The sequence below is a fragment of the Bacillus sp. N447-1 genome (genome assembly GCF_022701035.1).
Taxonomy (GTDB): Bacteria; Bacillota; Bacilli; order Bacillales; family Bacillaceae_G; genus Bacillus_A; species Bacillus_A cereus.
In genome coordinates, this window is the sequence record NZ_CP065509.1 from 1,730,156 (window position 1) to 1,747,233 (window position 17,078).

Sequence of the window (17,078 nt, forward strand, 5' to 3'; positions counted from 1 at the left end):
AAAATGGCAGAATTCAAAGAGCAAGTATTAGATATTTTAGAAGAAGTATGTGAAAACGATATTGTGAAAGAAAACTTAGATGTTCAATTATTTGAAGAAGGTATCCTTGATTCTTTCGCTGTAGTATCTTTATTAGTTGAATTCCAAGAGCGTTTAGATATTGAAGTTTCTATTTCTGATTTTGACCGTGACGAGTGGGCTACACCAAACATGGTTATTAAAAAGTTGGAAGAAATCCGATGAACAAAGCAAAATTTGGTCCGATGCTTTTAGCATTGGCCCTTTTTGCTGTATTCTTACTTATTCCAACGCGCTTCCTACTTCCACTTTTAAGTGATGAAAAAGTAGAACAAGCTGCTACTTCTTTAAAAGAAGAAAAAATTCAAAGTATGATTTTACAGCAAAAGATGTTAGCAGATCCAAAATATCTTCCGATGTACGGTTCATCGGAATTCGCACGTATGGATGCTTTCCATCCATCTAATTATTTTAAAGTAAAGCCTGAAGGATTTACGCCATTCCTTCTTGGACGCGGCGGAACACAAGACCTTGTACATGTATTAAACTTCGCATCTACAATGGATCAATTGAAAGATAAGAAAATGGTATTCGTTCTTTCTCCGCAATGGTTTGTACCACAAGGTATTGACGAAACGCACTTTGCACCTAACTTTTCAAAACAACAAGGTTACCACTTCATTTTCAACAATGATTTAAAACCTGAAATGAAAAAACAAATTGCAAAGCGTTTATTAAACTTTGAGATTGTAAAAAAAGAAACTTTATTAAAAATTTCGCTTGAAGGTATCGCTTATGATGATACGAAGTATAAAGTAAAAGCACTTGCTGCTAAACCTTTCGCTTATATTTATCGTAACATTTTAGATCGTAAAGATTTATTTACAGCTATGTTTAATATTAAACCGCACAAAGAGAAGCTCGATCCTTCATTAAAACAAATGAACTGGGAAGAGGCTCGTAAACATGCGGATCAAACAGGTGCAGCAGAATCTGGATCTAATGAATATGGTATCGAAGATGGTTACTTCAATAGCAAAATTAAGAAAAAATTAAAGCAACGTGAAGGTTACTTAAAAAATGATGCTTATGACCAATCGCCAGAATATGAAGATTTACAAATTGTACTTGATTTATTAAAACAATCTGGTGCAAAACCACTCTTCATTTCTGTTCCTGTCAAAGGTCCTTGGTACGACTACGCTGGCTTCCCGAAAGAACGCCGCGAAGCATACTATAAGAAAGTTCATGAGCAAATTGAAAAAGCTGGTTATCCAATTGCCGACTTCTCAAATCATGAATACGATAAATACTTCTTAAAAGATCATATGCACTTAGGTTGGAAAGGCTGGGTTTACATCGACGAAGCCATCCAACAATTTTATAAAGCAAACTAACGAAAAGACCGCTTGAATTACTCAAGTGGTCTTTTTGTATATATTTTGTAATTGCTCGATTGCATTCGCCGCTTCTTTCATAACTCGCTCCACTACATGCTGAGCTGATTCGATTCGTGCCAATGATGCTGCCTGTCCTGCCCAAAGTGACATATATTCTTCCTTATTTTGCTTCGCTGCCTCTTGGCGTATTTTAGAAGTTAATACGTTTTGCACTGGATATACCGGAAGCCCTTCTTCTTTTCCTTCATGTCTTTCTATAAATTCATTCCGAATACCGCGTGCATATTTCCCGGAAAACGCACGAGTTACAGTTGTGCTCGTATCTGTACTATGTAAAACCGCTTCTTTATACACATCGTGCGTAATACTCTCTTCACTTGTTAAAAAGGCTGATCCCATTTGAACACCTTCTGCTCCTAGTGCCAATGCCGCAACAAGCCCTTGTCCGTTCATTACACCACCTGCTGCGACAATTGGGATATGCGGAATAACCCCTACTAACTGAGGTATTAACGCAAAAGTACCAATCATAGCATCTCGTTCTTTCCCAATAAACGTTCCTCTATGCCCTCCTGCTTCGCTACCTTGCCCAATAATAATATCTACTCCTAGTTCAGCAAGTACTTTCGCTTCCTTCACATGGGTAGCTGTTCCGATAACTTTTATTCCACTTCTTTTTAAATCATTTATTTCTTCTTTTTCTAACGTTTGAAATGCAAAGCTAACGACCGGTACTTTTTCATCTAATAGCACTTGTAATTGTTCCTTATAGCTTTTTGGAAGCTTTAACGTTCCTTCTACTTCTATACCTAATTCTCTATTCACTCCGCTTAGTAATACTTTCGCCTCATTTACCTTCTCTTCTTCTATTTCTATCTCTTTCGTTACAAGTAAATTAACACCGAAAGGCTTATCTGTTAGTTCTCTTATTCTATAAATCGCTTCACGAATTTGTTCTGGGCTCATATAGCCGGCTCCAAGCGTCCCTAATCCTCCACTATTACTTACTGCTGCAACAAGTTCTGGCGTCGTAATCGCGCCTGCCATACCGGCTTGAACAACGGGATACTCAATTTTTAATATGTCTGTTACTCGACTTGTAAACATCATTTCCCCTCCTATTTCCTTTATATCTTCTTTATTTGATAAGCTTTCCCCTGCTTTTGCAAGGGTTGAACTTCATATGAAGCGAATATATTGAAAGAGAAGGAGGCTGAGCTTAATGATTTATCCAAATGCATTAAAACAAGGTGATACAGTAATGATTATTGCACCATCTGGTCCACCTACAATCGAAAGTGTATTAAAAGGTGTGAATGTATTACAAGAGATGGGGTTATCCGTAATAATCGGGAAGAGTGTTTACGAGAAATATGGATTTTTAGCCGGAAGTGATCAAGTTCGGCTTGACGATATACATGAAGCATTTACAAATAATGAAGTGAAGGCAATTTTTTGTGCACGAGGTGGTTATGGAAGTGCTCGTCTTCTTCCTCACATTCAATATGAAGTTATTAGGCAAAATCCAAAAATCTTTTGGGGATATAGCGATATTACAGCTTTACATACTGCTGTTTCACGTTATGCAAAGCTTATAACATTTCATGGTCCGATGATTGAAGAACTAGGAAAAGGTATTGATTCCCTATCTTTATCCTCTTTTAATCAGCTATTCCATCCGTATTCAACCATTTTATCTGCATCAGAATGTATCGTACCTAGCTCTCACAGTACAGTTACAAGTACGTTAGTTGGAGGAAATTTAGCTGTGTTAACAAGTATAATTGGCTCGCCCTACGAGATAATTACGAACAATACACTTTTATTACTTGAAGACATTGGTGAAGAACCGTACCGCATTGACCGTATGTTAAATCAGCTACTTTTATCTGGAAAGTTTAATGAATGCAGGGGCGTTATTTTCACAAGTTGTCACGACTGCACTCCTTCAAAGCCCTCTCAATCATTGCAAACAATATTATATGAATATTTCGCGCCATATCATATACCTGTCCTATTCGATTTACCAATTGGACATATAAGTCCAAACATCGGTATTCCACTTGGAGCTACAGCGACAATAAACACGAATAATAAAACAGTCTCTATTTCTTCTGGTATAGCCACTTCATATTCAAATTAAAAAGTAAAAGGAAAAGCGATTACGCTTTTCCTTTTACTTATAATAATTAAAAATTCGTCCAGATGCGATATCTGCAATTTCTTCTGGAATAAATGTTTTACTTATATCAGTGCCAACATTTAATACAGCTGTAGCATCTTTCTCAATGCTACCAAATAACTCTTTCCCACGTATCGTAATAAGGGGCGTTCCTTCTGGCAACACATCTTTTACAAATTCCATTTGTGTAAAGAACGGAACGATCCATCTACCTTCTCCTTGGAAATGACGCAAACGAAGTATTCCTTCTGTTGCCCCGTCCTCTGCTTCTAGTGAACCAGCAACATAAAACTCAGTAGATAAGAGCAATTCATAAAATTCCTTTTGCTTCTGTTTATCATCCCCTGCTACAACAAGTACCTCTTCTAATTTCTTTACTGAAATTTGCTCCATATGATGCCACCCCTATTTTCAAAATGATTGTACTTAGATTATACGAAATATTCTTATTTTTTTCTACATAATTCGCAATTATTTTCTTAAAATAATTTTAACACTTCTTTTGTCGTCACAATCGTAGCAAACTCTTCATGTAAATTTACAAGTGTCATATTGTGAATATCCTCTGCACTATACTCCTTACCATCTAAACCTTTACGGTTAAAAGTAGCCGTTGCATCACTCACTAAATATGTTGTAAATCCTAAATTCCCTGCCATTCGTGTCGTAGTTTCCACGCAATGATTTGTCGTTAATCCTACAACCACTACTGCATTACATTTGTTCTTTCTTAATTGCTCTTCTAAATTTGTCCCAATGAACGCGCTGTTAACGAATTTCTGAATAACCACTTCATCAAGTAGTGGTTGCACTTCTTCTTTAAAGTTTACCGTTTCCGCTCTCTCATAAAACATTGACTGAGCATTTTCTTTATTTACATGTTGAATATGAAAAACTGGTCGTTCCCTTTTTCTCCATTCTTCTAACAAAATTCTCATGTTTTCTTCAGCAAAAATATTATTTCTCTCGCCCCAATCTGGTAATTGAAATGCCTTTTGTACATCGATTATGATAAGTGCTATTTGATTTGTCATCATTTCCCCCTTAATTTGGCTGTAATTGAAATAGAAAACCAAGTTGTTGTGACGCAGTAATAAAGCAAACATAGGCGCAAAGCTCTACAATTTCTTTTTCTGTCCAATATTGTTTTAAAGCGTGAAACATAGTATCATCTATTGCTTTTCGGTCATGAACAAATGTATGCGCAAAAGTAACAGCTACACCAATCTCCTCTGCCTTTTGCACATCATCAGGTCTTCCCTTTGCCATACAGTACGGACATTCATTCCCATACGCTAATGTTCTTCTCACTTGCTCCTTCAACTCTGCTGAAAGAGTTCCTTTATTGTACAGTGTATCTTCTAACGTACTCCACGAGTGTAATATATCCGAATTATGCCCTAATAACTTTTGAAACTTTGTATCTCCTACATTTGATAATGAAATTCTCTCCATCATTTCCCCTCCTATTTCCTTCTGTTTTATTGTAAAATAAATAACGTTCACTTTACATTTCATATGAATCTTAATTTATATTTTCCCTTTACAAAAATCATTATTTTACTGGAGGTATATTTACAAATGCAACTAGACCGTGTTGATCGAAAAATTTTAAATGAATTATATAATGATAGTCGCCTTTCTATGCGTGAATTGGCGAAACGAGTAAACTTATCTGCTCCGTCTACTGCAGAACGTGTTCGTAAACTTGAAAGTGAAGGCGTTATTCAAAAATATACAATCGATATCGACTATAAAAAAGCAGGACTAGTTTTAGATTGTATTTTAGAAATCACTTTAAAAAATGGTGATACAACACGTATGCAACAGTTTATTCAGTCTTATCCATCTGCAAGTTTTTGTTACCGAGTAACAGGAAGCTTATGCTACATTGTAAAAATTTCTGTTCCTTCACTCGTTGAACTTGAAGAATTTATCAATGATGTTTCTTCATATGCAACGACAGTTTCTCATATCGTATTATCAGAAGTATCTCTTACTCCTGATATTGAACATATCTTCCCAGAAGATTAATTTATTTTTATTCATAAATTATAAAAAAACCCCTTACAATAAGAATAAAAATAATATATTATGTATTAAAATACATAATATTCGAGAAAGGGGCTTTACATTGAAAATCTGGTTTTATGAAAAAACGGCACAATTAGATGGCTTGCTTGGTATTTGGGACAATGTTCCGACCATCCCGCGAATTGGTGAAAAAGTGGAGATTTTAAAGACAGTCCGCACTGTTACAGATATTAAATATGTAAAGAACGGTAATAATTTTCGTGTAGAAATTATTACAAATTAAAAAGTAGCTCCTAAGAGCTACTTTTTAATTATCTATTATGTGCTTTCTTTATAACGATTTTATCTTCTTCTACAGCTACTGTTACATAATCATTTTCTTCTAACCGAAGCTTATTTACAGCCTCATCTGGTAACTCTATGGCCATCAATCTATCGGTTACGATCACTTGACTATACACTTCATTTTCTTGTGATGAATTCACTACTTTTTGCTCATTTATAAAACGTACTGGTGGCACGCCAACTTCTTTTACTGTACGCCATTGTTTCCAAACATACGGAATTAACCATAGTAATCCAACAACTGTAAGACCGATACCAATCCATAAATTACTTTGCGCTTGTAATTCAGTAATTGAGATTGTACCACTTTCTTCTCCACCGAAAAATTGCATACTTGTTGCAATCAAATTATTTAGAGCGTGCACAGCTATATTCGTCCATATATTTTTTGTCTTTATGTATAAAAGACACATAACGACACCAAACATGAACGCACCAATAACATCAAAATGTCCTAGGCCAAAAATAATTGAAGATATAATTACAGCTTTTTTAATTCCCCATTTATGAGCCATTCGCTGTAAGAAAAATCCCCTAAAAATAACCTCTTCCATAATAGGTGCTAACACACATGCTGAAATGAAAGTAAATATCGTCATATATACGTTACTCGTATTAATAACATTTCCGTCTTCTAGCATAGTAACTAAGAAATTCGGTAACGTATGTGCTAATATGTAAAATTGAATCTGAGATATGCCAACTGAAAAAATCATCCCCATTATCGTTGCTAATACAATTAATCCCCAAGATAAACGTCCTGGCTTATCAAAAAAACTGTTAAATACAATATTATTTTTATTTGTTTTTACGTATAGCCAAAGTAACGGAAATACAAAAAATACAGTTATTTGTGAAATAACCTCCATCGTATTCTCAGAAACATTTGCTAGACCTAATGGTATCATTATAAGGAACACCCCTATAATCATCCATCCAAAAAAGCTACGTAGCCTTATACGTGAAAATGCATAGTGCATATAGAACACCTCCAAAGATAGTAAAAGTAAATGGTCGGATAACTACATTATAATATGAATATAGTTGAAACTCTTCCTATTTTTCTCAATTACTTTCAAACAACATAGCTCTTAAAATACCATATCGCTGTTCTTCAAGTTGCAATCCAAGTGAAATTTATGTAATAAAAATCCCCGTTTTTACAAGCGGGGATTTCTTTTATTATAATACGTCACGTTTTTGGAATAATGCACTTGATGCTACAAGTAACACAACAAAGTATGCAGCTACAAGTAATAATGAAGTTGTAAACGTAAATTCTGTAAATGTTGGTTCCATTCCACCATTGATTAATTTATTACTATCGTAAGCTCTTAAATCCAAATGGTTGAATACTACAAACTTCGCTACACCTTTTGCAAACATTATTAATACCATATTAATTGCACCTTGTAAGAAGAATAGGAACATCGTAATAATTAATGGTAATACAGATTTTCTAAAGACATTTGCTAGGAAAAATGCAAGTGTTGCAAAAAAGAACGGTGAAAGTAGTTGATATAAAGTGGACTTCATAACGATTCCTAATGTTAATTCTGTTTTACTACCATCCATTACAATACCGCCAATAATCATTGCAATTAGCATACCAGCTAATACGATAAATAACATTGCTAATAACACTGTAATATATTTAGAAAATAAAACTGCAAGTCTTTTTCTTGGACGGATTAACAATTGTTTAATTGTACCTTTTTGGAACTCATCAGTAAGAGTACGGGCAGCAAGTGTAATCCCAAAAATCGTTGTAAATAAAACAATTAAGCCAATCTCTGAGTTTGCATAATCTAAATATGATCCCTTAAACTCATCACCTTTTCCCCACTTCAACATTGCTAAAGTACCTAAAATTTCGAGTGCCGCAATGACACCCATTAAAATATACATACCTTTTTTCGCATGCAACTTTAAAAATTCATTTTGAATTAATTTAAACATTACGCTTTCACTCCCCCAGTAATCGCTAAGAACTCATCCTCTAACGTTTTATTTTGAACAGTAACTCCGTATACAAGCACATCAGCATGAACAAGTTTTTTTACAAGTTGCGGAATGTTGTCTTTTGTTACAGATGCTACAATTACATTCCCTTTTGCTTTACCTTTAATGATTTCATTTGCTTTCTGAACTTCATCTACTTCAAACGCTACAACGACTGCCTCATCATGTTTCACTTTTTCATGTAAGTTGTACTCTTGTACAAACTCACCTTGTTTAATAATAACGACGCGATCACACATTAATTCAATTTCACTCAATAAGTGACTTGATACGATTACAGCAATATTCTCTTCTTTCGCTAAACGTTGTAAATAATCACGAATTTGGCGAATACCAGCTGGATCTAATCCATTTGTCGGTTCATCTAAAATTAAGATTTTCGGCTGATGCAGTAATGCCTGTGCAATTCCTAAACGTTGTTTCATACCAAGTGAATATGTTTTCACCTTTTTATGAATCGCATGCTCTAACTCAACAAGCTTTACAATCTCAGCAATGCGCTCTTTACTAATTGGTGTAATGGCCATGTTCGCAAAATGCTTTAAGTTTTGCATTCCTGTCATATAATCATATAGTTCAGGATTTTCTACAATCGCTCCAATTTGCTCTAGTGCCTTTTCACGCTCCGAGCGAATACTATGTCCACAAATTGTAATATCGCCCTCTGTCATTGAAATAAGACCTGTCATCATACGGATCGTCGTCGTCTTACCGCTACCGTTCGGTCCAAGGAATCCGTATACTTCTCCTTCACGAACCTCAAATGATAAACCACGAATAATTTCCGTTCCACCAATCTTTTTTCGAACATTCTCTAACTTTACTACTACGTTTCCCAATGCTGATTCCTCCTTTAGACTTCTAGTTTTTTATCGACTATGTGACCTGTAACTACTAGTAATATAATTGTTAATAAACAATTAAAAAATAGATTTAAAATTGTAACCTCTGTACCAGAATAAAATGATGTATTTAAAAAACCATTTTGATCTATAAATCCAATATTATTTATAGCAAACACATACTTTTCTATTTGCTGAAAAATATACGTTATTCCTCCATTAAATGCGGTAAAAATGACGAATAAAACTAAACAAGCAACTTTATTCATAGATGATTTCACATTTAATAGTTTTACAATTACTATAATGAAATAAATAGAAACTAGCATATTAAGAAAATCTAGTCCCCATAAGAAAATAGATAACATATGATGTAATATTCCATAATTATATAAACTGTGTATTGCTTGCTGAATACCTAAATTAGTTTTTCCATTGTAAATATTTAAAGAAAAATAGTATAGAAAAATGATTCCTATTCCTAGCAAAATCATAAAGAGTAGTACACAGAATAAACTATTTGCACATATATACTTTTTGCTGAAATAGAAGTATAACGTAGCATAGAGTTTTTAACATTTTCCGAAAAGACGATATACCTGTTAAAAGAATTGCAAATCCATTTATACCTAGTACGATAAAGAATATAATAATAATTATATCTTGCCTACCTGAAATTCTAACTCCTGAAACTCCTTTCATATTAAATAAAAGAATTAATGAAACTGTAATAAAACCAAAGTAAATAATGGCTATCTTTCTCTTATTACAATTATATAGATAAAGAAAAAGCTGACTCATTTCTCATAGGCCTCCTTAAACAGCTCATGTACTGCTTTACCCTTTTGAAATCGTAGTTCTTCCACATTTTCATGCAATATTATTTCTCCATCTTTCAAAAAGATTACTTCATCGAATATATTTTCGATTTCTCTTATTAAATGAGTCGATATAAGTAGCGTACAATCTTCACGATAAAATTTAAGTATTAACTCAAGTACATGTTCTCTAGAAACAAGATCAATCCCGCCCAATGGCTCATCCAGTACATATAGCTTCGCTTTTCGAGAAAACGTTAAAATAATCTGCAGCTTCTCAACCATACCTTTTGACAATGCTGTAATTTTTTCTTCTAACGGTATTTTAAATTCTGCAATCGTATCTACCGCTTTTTGAATATCGAAGTCTTTATAAAAATCTCGGTAGAAAAATAAAGCGTCTTTTACAGTCATCCAATCATCAAAGATTGGCTTATCGGACATAAATGAAACAATTTCTTTCGTCTGTAACCCTACCTTTTTACCGTCTATTGTAATACTACCTTCAGAAGGGTGTTGCAAGCCTGCAATCATTTTCAATAACGTCGTTTTCCCGCTCCCGTTATCTCCAACAAGCCCAACGATTTTCCCTTCCGTAATCTCTATGTTTAATTCACGGATCACTGCTTTTAATCCGTATCTCTTCCATAAGTTTTCTATTTTCAATAGCTCTGTCATTGGCTCTCCTCCCTCTTATCATGTAATGAAGAACGAAGAATTGTAAGAATTTCTTCTTCTGAAAAACCTAAATTGTCCATTCCATCTATAAAAGAATGAAGTAATTCTTTCGCCATCTCTTTTCGCAGCTCCATAATTTTCTCCCCTTCATTCGTTACATACCGTCCCATTCCTCTACGTGTGACAACAACTCCATCCCGTTCTAGCTCTTGAAATGTACGCTGAATCGTATTTGGATTCACTTGTAATTCACTCGCTAATTCACGGACAGAGGGAATTTTATCACCAGGTAATAAATGTCCTGTTACGATCTCTTTTTTTATGTATTCCATTACCTGAATGTAAATTGGTGTATTTGGAGAAAACTCTATTTTCATTTCTTCCCTCCTTTTGTATCAGTGTACTAGTTAAATAATACACCGATACAAAAAGTTTGTAAATACCCATTTAATTACAAAAAGTTCTATCCGTTAAACGAATAGAACTTCCCAAATATAAATCGCTATACAAAAATAATAGTGTTATGTAAACAAAATTATAAAGAAAAACTGTCTTATCAATGAATAAGACAGTTTTTCTTTATAATCCTATATTAAAAGTTAAACACGAAGTCATCGTCAGCTAACTTTTCAACGTTCGTTGCTTTTACGTAACCATTTCCTTTTACAGAGAAGAAATCATGGTTTTTCGTATCTGTACGTAAACCATTTAAAACGATTGGGTTAATTTCTTCTTCTTCAAACTTCGGCTCAAGTCCTAAGTTCATAAGCCCTTTATTCGCATTGTAACGAACGAAACGATTTACATCTTCTACAAGACCGATAGAAGTGTAAATTTCTTCTGTATAGGCCATTTCAATTTCATATAGTTCCATTAATAACTCTTGTGTTTCTTTTTGCACTTCTTGTTGCTCTTCTGCAGAAAGTTCTGCGAAGATTTGTTGTGCTAAAATACCGACGAATACGCCGTGAATTGACTCATCACGAATTATCAAGTTGATAATCTCACCACTTGCTGTTAGTTTTCCTTGACCAGCTAAGTAAAGTGGATAGAAGAATCCGCTATAGAATAAGTAACTTTCTAAGAACACACTTGCTACCATTGCCATGTATAACTCTTTTTTTGTTACTTCAGGCTTTAATAAACGACGATAGTAACTAGTAATAATACCAGCTTTTTTCTCAAGTAACGGATGATTGTCTACCCAGTCAAAAATATCATCAATCTCTTCTTCTGTAGCTAATGTTGTGAAAATGTGACTATAACTTTTCGCATGTACTTCTTCCATAGCTCCCATGAAAGCTAATACACTTTTCGCTTGTAAATTTTCAAGATGAACCAGTACAAGTGGCATTCCTTCGCCACCTTGTTTCGTATCTAAAAGTGTTAAACCACCTAATACACGCTTATAAGCAATTTGCTCTTCTTTCGATAATTGCACCCAAGTATTTTTGTCAGACGAAACCGCAATTTCTTCTTCTGTCCAAAACTGAGCGATGTTTTGCTTCCAAAACATTAAACTAAAATCATCTTCTTTTTTGTTCCAGTTTACCGCACGCATTAAATCGCCCCTTCTCTAAATATGATAACTAAGCATGAGCAGGGTTCAGAAAACCCTGCTCATCATGTCTCACTTTTTATATTAAACGGTACAAGCCACACACTCTTCCACGCTTAATTTACGTGTTCTCGTATAATACAGACTCTTTAAGCCTTTTTTATGTGCATAGATGTAGTAACGTGCTAATTCACGTGTTGAAATATCACTATTAACGTAAAGAATTGTACTAATTCCTTGGTCAATATGTTCTTGAATTTCTGCGATTAAATCAATTAATTTAAACTGATTCATATCGTAAGAAGATTTATAGTACCAGAACGTATCTTTTGATAAATACGGCATTGGATAATATGTTGTCGCATTCGCATATGTTCTTGATTCGATTTGACTTACGATCGGCATTACGCTTGAAGTTGCATTTTGAACGTAACTGATTGATTGTGTTGGAGCAATGGCAAGACGATATGAGTTGTATAAACCATTCTTCTGCACTTGCTCTTTTAAACTTGTCCAATCTTCTTTTGTTGGAATATGAATTCCTTCAAATAGTTGCTGAACTTTTTCAGTTACTGGGCTGTAATCTGTCGTTTCATACTTTTCGAAGTATGTGCCATTCGCATAATCAGATTTATCGAAGTCCTTAAATGTCTCGCCTTTTTCTGTAGCGATTTCCATACTTTTCTCAATAGAGTAGTAATTTAACATCATAAAGAATGTACGAGCGAATTCTTTCGCTTCTGCACTTTCATAAGCGATTTTATTTTTTGCTAAATATCCGTGTAAGTTCATTGCTCCAAGTCCAACTGAATGAAGCTCGTCATTTGCTTTTTTCACAGTTGGTGCATTCGGAATAATCGTCATATCAGAAACAGCTGTTAAAGCTTCCATTCCCGCATGAACTGCTTCACGAATTTCTTTATTTTCCATTACGTTTACGATATTTAACGATCCTAAGTTACAGTTAATATCACGACGGATAATGTCATCTGTACCGTAATCATTTATTTCTGAAGTTTCTTGAAGCTGGAAGATTTCTGTACATAAGTTCGACATCTTCACAGTTCCAATATCCTTCAATGGATGTTGATTATTTGCATTTGATTTAAACATTAAGTATGGGTAACCAGACTCAAGCTGAATCATAGCGATTTTAATAAGCATATCACGTGCACTAATATCTAGTGGCTTCTTCTTCACTTTCGGATTGCTCATTAATTCATCGTACATTTCATCGATATCAATGTCATCTAAATGCTTTCCGTATTCTTTATACACCGTGTAAGGCGCGAAAACATGGAAAGGTTCGTTTTTCTCAGCAAGCTCAAAGAACTTACTTGGAACGATAATTCCGATTGATAGAGACTGAATACGGCTCTTCTCATCGGCATTTATTTTTTTTGTATCAAGGAATTCAATAATATCCCAATGGAAAATGTTTAAATATACTGCACCGGCACCTTTTCGTTGGCCAAGCTGATTCGCATATGAAAACGAATCTTCAAGCAATTTCATAACAGGTACTACGCCACTTGCAGCGTTGTCGATACCTTTAATTTGCTCACCGCGTGCGCGTAGCTTAGATAAGTTTAAAGCTACTCCCCCGCCGATTTTCGATAATTGCATCGCAGTATTAATGTTAAAGCCGATCGAATTTAAGCTATCGTCCATCTCTAACAAGAAACAAGACACCATTTCTCCTCTTCTGCTTCTTCCCGCATTTAAAAAGGTTGGTGTCGCTGGTTGGTAGTTTTGTTTTACAATCATGCTTGCGAATTGTCTTGCCTTCGAAACATCACCGCGTCCTAAGTATAATGAAACAATTGCTACACGATCTTCATAGCTTTCTAAGTATTGTTTTTGATCATTCGTTTTTAACGCATAATCTTTGTAGAACTTAGATGCTGCCATATAAGATTGGAACTCGAAGTTTTCACCATAAGCGATGTTATATACTTCCTCTACTTCCTCCAAGCTATACTCGTCCAGAACGTTGTAATAGTAATCATGTTCTTTCATATACTCCATTCGCTCTGCCACGCTATTAAAAGGAACGGTATTCTCTCTAGCTTCTTCCATAAAGACTTCTAATGCCTCTTTATCTTTATGAAGCTGATAAAAACCGTCCTGCATTTGCGTGATTTCATTATTCAGTTCAATGTGTCGCAATCTCCCGCACCCTTTCCTTAAAATATTCTACATCGTTATTTGTTCCAGATAACTCAAATTTTGATACAATAGGCACTTCATATTTAGTAGAAATCTTGTCAGCACTTGCACCGAACATGTCTCCCCAGTTACGATTGCCGCTTGCAGATACGCCTTTTAATTTTTCATTATTGCGCTCTAAAAAGTCTAAAACACGTTCTGGTACATTGCCAAAACCTGTTGTATACGTAATAAGAATAAAGTCTTCATCTATTACTAGATCTTCATCAATTTGAACGGCCGGCATATTTAATTTGTGAATGAAACGCTTCACGTTTCCTGTCATAGAATCATATGCAACTAACATTTCCGACCCTCCCTCTCAAATCTATATTCTCTATATGTTGTTCTTGATTTCTCTATATATTGTATTACGTTTCAAAATAAGACACAAGATATATGTATAAATTCTTTCTTTTTTTAACTTTTACTTTTCGACATGATAGCCGTTTTTTTTCAATACAATGACTATGAAACAACATTCTAAAACTCATGTCAATAAAGTGCTTTTCAAAAAAGTTGTCAACGAATTTAACCTTATTTTTAAAAAGTTAACAATATATTTTGTCATAAAACGTTAGATGCTGAAGAAATATATTTCTCCAGCATCACGCAAAAGAACAGATATGAAACTATAATCTGCTCTAAAAACGATTACATTTATCAAATTTACCTTATTAAATATATTATACATATACTTTCGTTTCTCGTTACATACTAAAAGATAACTATTATAGAAAAAGATTATTATTATGGAACTTCAATTTATTTATGAAAAGTTTATTCAGAGTGCTCAATGCGCAAAATATCTTTTACAAATATATGATGCGGATTTTCATCTTTATCAATCATTGTACATACCGGAGCCTCTTCATCAAAGTATACAATCATTCCTTCTACGTACTGATATGTATGTCGAACTTGTACAGTTACTTTAATTTCTACTGCTTCTTCATATGCTCTTTTTATTTTCTGAAGCATTTTTGCTGAACATTTTCGTTTCTCTGGATACATAACCATTCCCATAAATCGATTGCCGGCTCTATCTTTCCACATATAATCCCAATGTGGTAAAATGCCTTGTTTAAAATCGCCCATAATTCCCCTCTCCTTTATCTTTTATTTATCCCGCATTAAACGTCCGATTGGTGAAAGGCTACTAATCAGTGAGAGATGCCCTGCTGATCAAAATTCCTCTTTATGAACGTGGCGTTTCTGAATATGTATAAATCACTTGCCCGCCTCGCTGTGCGTTACCAATGAAATGCTTAAAGTCTTCTCTATTTACAACAACTTCTCTGAACGTATAAAATACATCTTTCGTAACAACATACTCCTTTATTTCACCATTTTTTAGCTGATCTAAAATTGTATTTGCTAATTCTTTATCCATGTATTTCACCTCTCTGCAATATTTTATTTTATCGTATATTCTATAGGTCAACAACTGTAAATTTATCCCGCTATTTGCAGGTAGTGCGATTGGTGTTGACTACTAATCAGTCGTGGAATGAACAAAAAATCTTACTGATTAACGTTTCACTTTATCTCGTTGTTATGTCATGATTTTATTTTCGTTATTTCGCAAACAATATCGTTTTACTATATGTCCACTAAATATCATATACTAACATAGCTACTTCTCTATATCAAACATTTCGGCATTCAATTATGCAAAGTTCCATACCACTATGCTACAATATACAAATAGAACTAGGAGGGATACTATGATTCGGAAAGCAAAAAAGACAGATGCAATGGCAATAGCTCCTTTATTGTATAATGCTCTGCATGAAATTGCTGAAAAAATCACAGGTAGCACAGATGAAGCAGAAGTATTACTAGGACTTGAGACATGGTTCTCAAAAGAAAATAACCGTCTGAGCTACGAAAACTGTTTTGTCTATGAACAAGACGAGAGTGCAGTTGGAGTTATTGTCGCTTATCACGGTAGTGAAGCAACACAGCTTGACGCACCAATTGTACATCACTTAAGAAAATTACATAAAGATGAATCAATTACGTTAGAAAAAGAAGCTGAGCTTGATGAGTATTACATTGATACACTATCAGTTTCAAGTGCACACGGCGGAAAAGGTATCGGTTCTAAATTAATTGAAGCTGCCGAAATCTATGCAACTGAAAAAGGGCATGAAAAAATCGCTTTACTTGTTAATTTAGAAAACACACGCGCCTATTCACTATACGAAAAGTTAGGTTATAAAAAAGATGAAATTGTTATGCTAGTAGGCGAACCTTATGCTCATCTCGTAAAACCATTAAACGTCAAAATTTCTGTATCTTAAAAAGAAAGCACACGATTTATATAAATCGTGTGCTTTTATGTTAAATTCGTATTTAATATATTTCCATCCATCGCCTCGTGAAACGTATATGTTGTACATCCCCATGGCTTTCTATGCAAAATAGGCGAACCAGACCATCCCATTGCCCTCAGCTCCGTTCCAATCATCGAATTAAAATAATTATGACCTACAAGAGCAATACTTCCATGTACGAGAGCATAACGATGTAATACGTAAGCTGCTTGCCTTGCCCTCTCTCTTACTTCCTTATAAGATTCAACATTTTTATGGTAACCAAGTATCCATAATGCTCGTCCAATACACATCCATACGTTAAGTTTACACTTCAACCATTTTGGCGCATAAAAGCTCGCCGGAACTGCCGCTTCCCTAAAAAGAGAATTTTGTATAAAACATAAAGAATCCATTAATTCAGCTGCTGACTGTACAGCACACTTTTGATCACTCGTTACAATCAATTTCGCTACTTCAACCGCTTCTCTTGTTTCCAATGGTATAGGTTGTTTTTCTGTTATAGTATGTAAGTCATATCCTTTTATCCATTCATGAAAGGATGTAACCGTCATTGGTTCTATAGTACAATCTAAGCGACCATGACGAATAAAAGAAATCTTCATTCTTTTCACTCTCCATTCATCACTTATGA

General features: G+C 34.5%; 21 protein-coding genes and 1 pseudogene. 6 read left to right on the plus strand and 16 right to left on the minus strand.

Translation table 11 applies throughout. The features are described from left to right. Positions 1-3: 3 nt before the first annotated feature. Positions 4-243 (plus strand): D-alanine--poly(phosphoribitol) ligase subunit DltC, encoded by a 240-nt coding sequence (gene dltC, locus IQ781_RS08625; protein ID WP_000807310.1) that lies wholly within the window; start codon positions 4-6, stop codon positions 241-243. Beyond that, positions 240-1,415, plus strand: a complete 1,176-nt coding sequence (dltD, locus tag IQ781_RS08630) for a D-alanyl-lipoteichoic acid biosynthesis protein DltD (RefSeq protein WP_001030268.1) — start codon at positions 240-242, stop codon at positions 1,413-1,415. The genes dltC and dltD overlap by 4 nt, the downstream gene beginning before the upstream one ends. A gap of 21 nt (positions 1,416-1,436) precedes the next feature. Here dltD and IQ781_RS08635 read toward each other — a convergent pair whose 3' ends face one another. After that, positions 1,437-2,525 (minus strand): NAD(P)H-dependent flavin oxidoreductase, encoded by a 1,089-nt coding sequence (locus tag IQ781_RS08635; RefSeq protein ID WP_000495279.1) that lies wholly within the window; start codon positions 2,523-2,525, stop codon positions 1,437-1,439. 115 nt (positions 2,526-2,640) lie between these two features. Between IQ781_RS08635 and IQ781_RS08640 the strand changes: the two genes are divergently transcribed. Further along, positions 2,641-3,561, plus strand: a complete 921-nt coding sequence (locus IQ781_RS08640) for a S66 peptidase family protein (RefSeq protein ID WP_000640079.1) — start codon at positions 2,641-2,643, stop codon at positions 3,559-3,561. Between the two features lie 33 nt (positions 3,562-3,594). On the opposite strand, the gene IQ781_RS08645 is transcribed toward IQ781_RS08640, so the two are convergent. The 3 genes from IQ781_RS08645 to IQ781_RS08655 all read right to left on the minus strand — a co-directional run bounded on the left by IQ781_RS08645 (position 3,595) and on the right by IQ781_RS08655 (position 5,055). Further along, on the minus strand, positions 3,595-3,993 hold the full coding sequence (locus IQ781_RS08645) for an SseB family protein (RefSeq protein ID WP_000435265.1): 399 nt from the start codon (positions 3,991-3,993) through the stop codon (positions 3,595-3,597). An 86-nt stretch (positions 3,994-4,079) separates the two neighbouring features. Then, positions 4,080-4,634, minus strand: coding sequence for a cysteine hydrolase family protein (locus IQ781_RS08650; RefSeq protein ID WP_000184427.1), 555 nt, complete (start codon positions 4,632-4,634; stop codon positions 4,080-4,082). Between the two features lie 10 nt (positions 4,635-4,644). After that, the gene (locus tag IQ781_RS08655) at positions 4,645-5,055 is read right to left on the minus strand and encodes a carboxymuconolactone decarboxylase family protein (protein WP_000439756.1); all 411 of its coding nucleotides are present in this window, start codon (positions 5,053-5,055) and stop codon (positions 4,645-4,647) included. Between the two features lie 126 nt (positions 5,056-5,181). Here IQ781_RS08655 and IQ781_RS08660 point away from each other — a divergent pair, with 126 nt between their 5' ends. After that, the gene (locus IQ781_RS08660) at positions 5,182-5,634 is read left to right on the plus strand and encodes an Lrp/AsnC family transcriptional regulator (RefSeq protein WP_001175498.1); all 453 of its coding nucleotides are present in this window, start codon (positions 5,182-5,184) and stop codon (positions 5,632-5,634) included. A 100-nt stretch (positions 5,635-5,734) separates the two neighbouring features. Then, positions 5,735-5,917: a DUF3913 family protein gene (locus IQ781_RS08665; RefSeq protein ID WP_000707111.1), complete on the plus strand. Its 183-nt coding sequence runs from the start codon at positions 5,735-5,737 to the stop codon at positions 5,915-5,917. 28 nt (positions 5,918-5,945) lie between these two features. On the opposite strand, the gene IQ781_RS08670 is transcribed toward IQ781_RS08665, so the two are convergent. From IQ781_RS08670 to IQ781_RS08720, 11 genes and pseudogenes are all read right to left on the minus strand, one after another. Further along, on the minus strand, positions 5,946-6,959 hold the full coding sequence (locus IQ781_RS08670; RefSeq protein WP_000558808.1) for a CPBP family intramembrane glutamic endopeptidase: 1,014 nt from the start codon (positions 6,957-6,959) through the stop codon (positions 5,946-5,948). A gap of 202 nt (positions 6,960-7,161) precedes the next feature. Next, positions 7,162-7,938: an ABC transporter permease gene (locus tag IQ781_RS08675; RefSeq protein WP_000475456.1), complete on the minus strand. Its 777-nt coding sequence runs from the start codon at positions 7,936-7,938 to the stop codon at positions 7,162-7,164. Further along, complete coding sequence (locus IQ781_RS08680) at positions 7,938-8,840, minus strand: ABC transporter ATP-binding protein (RefSeq protein WP_000528788.1); 903 nt, start codon at positions 8,838-8,840, stop codon at positions 7,938-7,940. The genes IQ781_RS08675 and IQ781_RS08680 overlap by 1 nt, the downstream gene beginning before the upstream one ends. 14 nt (positions 8,841-8,854) lie before the next feature. Beyond that, positions 8,855-9,644 (minus strand): annotated as a pseudogene (locus IQ781_RS08685) (ABC transporter permease). Then, positions 9,641-10,339 carry an ABC transporter ATP-binding protein gene (locus IQ781_RS08690; RefSeq protein WP_000137738.1) on the minus strand — a complete coding sequence of 233 codons (699 nt, stop codon included), beginning with the start codon at positions 10,337-10,339 and terminating at the stop codon, positions 9,641-9,643. The pseudogene IQ781_RS08685 and the gene IQ781_RS08690 overlap by 4 nt, the downstream one beginning before the upstream one ends. Continuing rightward, positions 10,336-10,716 carry a GntR family transcriptional regulator gene (locus IQ781_RS08695; RefSeq protein WP_000687512.1) on the minus strand — a complete coding sequence of 127 codons (381 nt, stop codon included), beginning with the start codon at positions 10,714-10,716 and terminating at the stop codon, positions 10,336-10,338. Before IQ781_RS08695 ends, IQ781_RS08690 begins: the two co-directional genes overlap by 4 nt. Positions 10,717-10,931: 215 nt before the next feature. Then, complete coding sequence (nrdF, locus tag IQ781_RS08700) at positions 10,932-11,900, minus strand: class 1b ribonucleoside-diphosphate reductase subunit beta (protein ID WP_001203029.1); 969 nt, start codon at positions 11,898-11,900, stop codon at positions 10,932-10,934. A gap of 81 nt (positions 11,901-11,981) precedes the next feature. Further along, the gene (gene nrdE, locus IQ781_RS08705; RefSeq protein WP_001215839.1) at positions 11,982-14,066 is read right to left on the minus strand and encodes a class 1b ribonucleoside-diphosphate reductase subunit alpha; all 2,085 of its coding nucleotides are present in this window, start codon (positions 14,064-14,066) and stop codon (positions 11,982-11,984) included. Continuing rightward, complete coding sequence (gene nrdI / locus IQ781_RS08710; RefSeq protein ID WP_000959447.1) at positions 14,053-14,412, minus strand: class Ib ribonucleoside-diphosphate reductase assembly flavoprotein NrdI; 360 nt, start codon at positions 14,410-14,412, stop codon at positions 14,053-14,055. The genes nrdE and nrdI overlap by 14 nt, the downstream gene beginning before the upstream one ends. Positions 14,413-14,885: 473 nt before the next feature. Continuing rightward, a complete protein-coding gene (locus IQ781_RS08715; protein WP_000502205.1) occupies positions 14,886-15,203 on the minus strand; it encodes a hypothetical protein in 318 nt (105 codons plus the stop codon). A 100-nt stretch (positions 15,204-15,303) separates the two neighbouring features. Next, positions 15,304-15,498, minus strand: coding sequence for a hypothetical protein (locus tag IQ781_RS08720; protein WP_000356684.1), 195 nt, complete (start codon positions 15,496-15,498; stop codon positions 15,304-15,306). Between the two features lie 334 nt (positions 15,499-15,832). Here IQ781_RS08720 and IQ781_RS08725 point away from each other — a divergent pair, with 334 nt between their 5' ends. Then, positions 15,833-16,411, plus strand: coding sequence for a GNAT family N-acetyltransferase (locus IQ781_RS08725; protein WP_065212133.1), 579 nt, complete (start codon positions 15,833-15,835; stop codon positions 16,409-16,411). Between the two features lie 35 nt (positions 16,412-16,446). On the opposite strand, the gene IQ781_RS08730 is transcribed toward IQ781_RS08725, so the two are convergent. After that, complete coding sequence (locus IQ781_RS08730; RefSeq protein ID WP_000703101.1) at positions 16,447-17,049, minus strand: hypothetical protein; 603 nt, start codon at positions 17,047-17,049, stop codon at positions 16,447-16,449. Positions 17,050-17,078 lie beyond the last annotated feature (29 nt).

Excerpts from the sequence above, each read along its gene's own strand:
- dltC (WP_000807310.1), top strand. The coding sequence starts at position 4 with ATGGCAGAATTCAAAGAGCAAGTATTAGATATTTTAGAAGAAGTATGT.
- dltD (WP_001030268.1), top strand. The coding sequence starts at position 240 with ATGAACAAAGCAAAATTTGGTCCGATGCTTTTAGCATTGGCCCTTTTT.
- IQ781_RS08635 (WP_000495279.1), bottom strand. The coding sequence starts at position 2,525 with ATGTTTACAAGTCGAGTAACAGACATATTAAAAATTGAGTATCCCGTT.
- IQ781_RS08640 (WP_000640079.1), top strand. The coding sequence starts at position 2,641 with ATGATTTATCCAAATGCATTAAAACAAGGTGATACAGTAATGATTATT.
- IQ781_RS08645 (WP_000435265.1), bottom strand. The coding sequence starts at position 3,993 with ATGGAGCAAATTTCAGTAAAGAAATTAGAAGAGGTACTTGTTGTAGCA.
- IQ781_RS08650 (WP_000184427.1), bottom strand. The coding sequence starts at position 4,634 with ATGACAAATCAAATAGCACTTATCATAATCGATGTACAAAAGGCATTT.
- IQ781_RS08655 (WP_000439756.1), bottom strand. The coding sequence starts at position 5,055 with ATGGAGAGAATTTCATTATCAAATGTAGGAGATACAAAGTTTCAAAAG.
- IQ781_RS08660 (WP_001175498.1), top strand. The coding sequence starts at position 5,182 with ATGCAACTAGACCGTGTTGATCGAAAAATTTTAAATGAATTATATAAT.
- IQ781_RS08670 (WP_000558808.1), bottom strand. The coding sequence starts at position 6,959 with ATGCACTATGCATTTTCACGTATAAGGCTACGTAGCTTTTTTGGATGG.
- IQ781_RS08675 (WP_000475456.1), bottom strand. The coding sequence starts at position 7,938 with ATGTTTAAATTAATTCAAAATGAATTTTTAAAGTTGCATGCGAAAAAA.
- IQ781_RS08690 (WP_000137738.1), bottom strand. The coding sequence starts at position 10,339 with ATGACAGAGCTATTGAAAATAGAAAACTTATGGAAGAGATACGGATTA.
- IQ781_RS08695 (WP_000687512.1), bottom strand. The coding sequence starts at position 10,716 with ATGAAAATAGAGTTTTCTCCAAATACACCAATTTACATTCAGGTAATG.
- nrdF (WP_001203029.1), bottom strand. The coding sequence starts at position 11,900 with ATGCGTGCGGTAAACTGGAACAAAAAAGAAGATGATTTTAGTTTAATG.
- nrdI (WP_000959447.1), bottom strand. The coding sequence starts at position 14,412 with ATGTTAGTTGCATATGATTCTATGACAGGAAACGTGAAGCGTTTCATT.
- IQ781_RS08715 (WP_000502205.1), bottom strand. The coding sequence starts at position 15,203 with ATGGGCGATTTTAAACAAGGCATTTTACCACATTGGGATTATATGTGG.
- IQ781_RS08720 (WP_000356684.1), bottom strand. The coding sequence starts at position 15,498 with ATGGATAAAGAATTAGCAAATACAATTTTAGATCAGCTAAAAAATGGT.
- IQ781_RS08725 (WP_065212133.1), top strand. The coding sequence starts at position 15,833 with ATGATTCGGAAAGCAAAAAAGACAGATGCAATGGCAATAGCTCCTTTA.
- IQ781_RS08730 (WP_000703101.1), bottom strand. The coding sequence starts at position 17,049 with ATGAAGATTTCTTTTATTCGTCATGGTCGCTTAGATTGTACTATAGAA.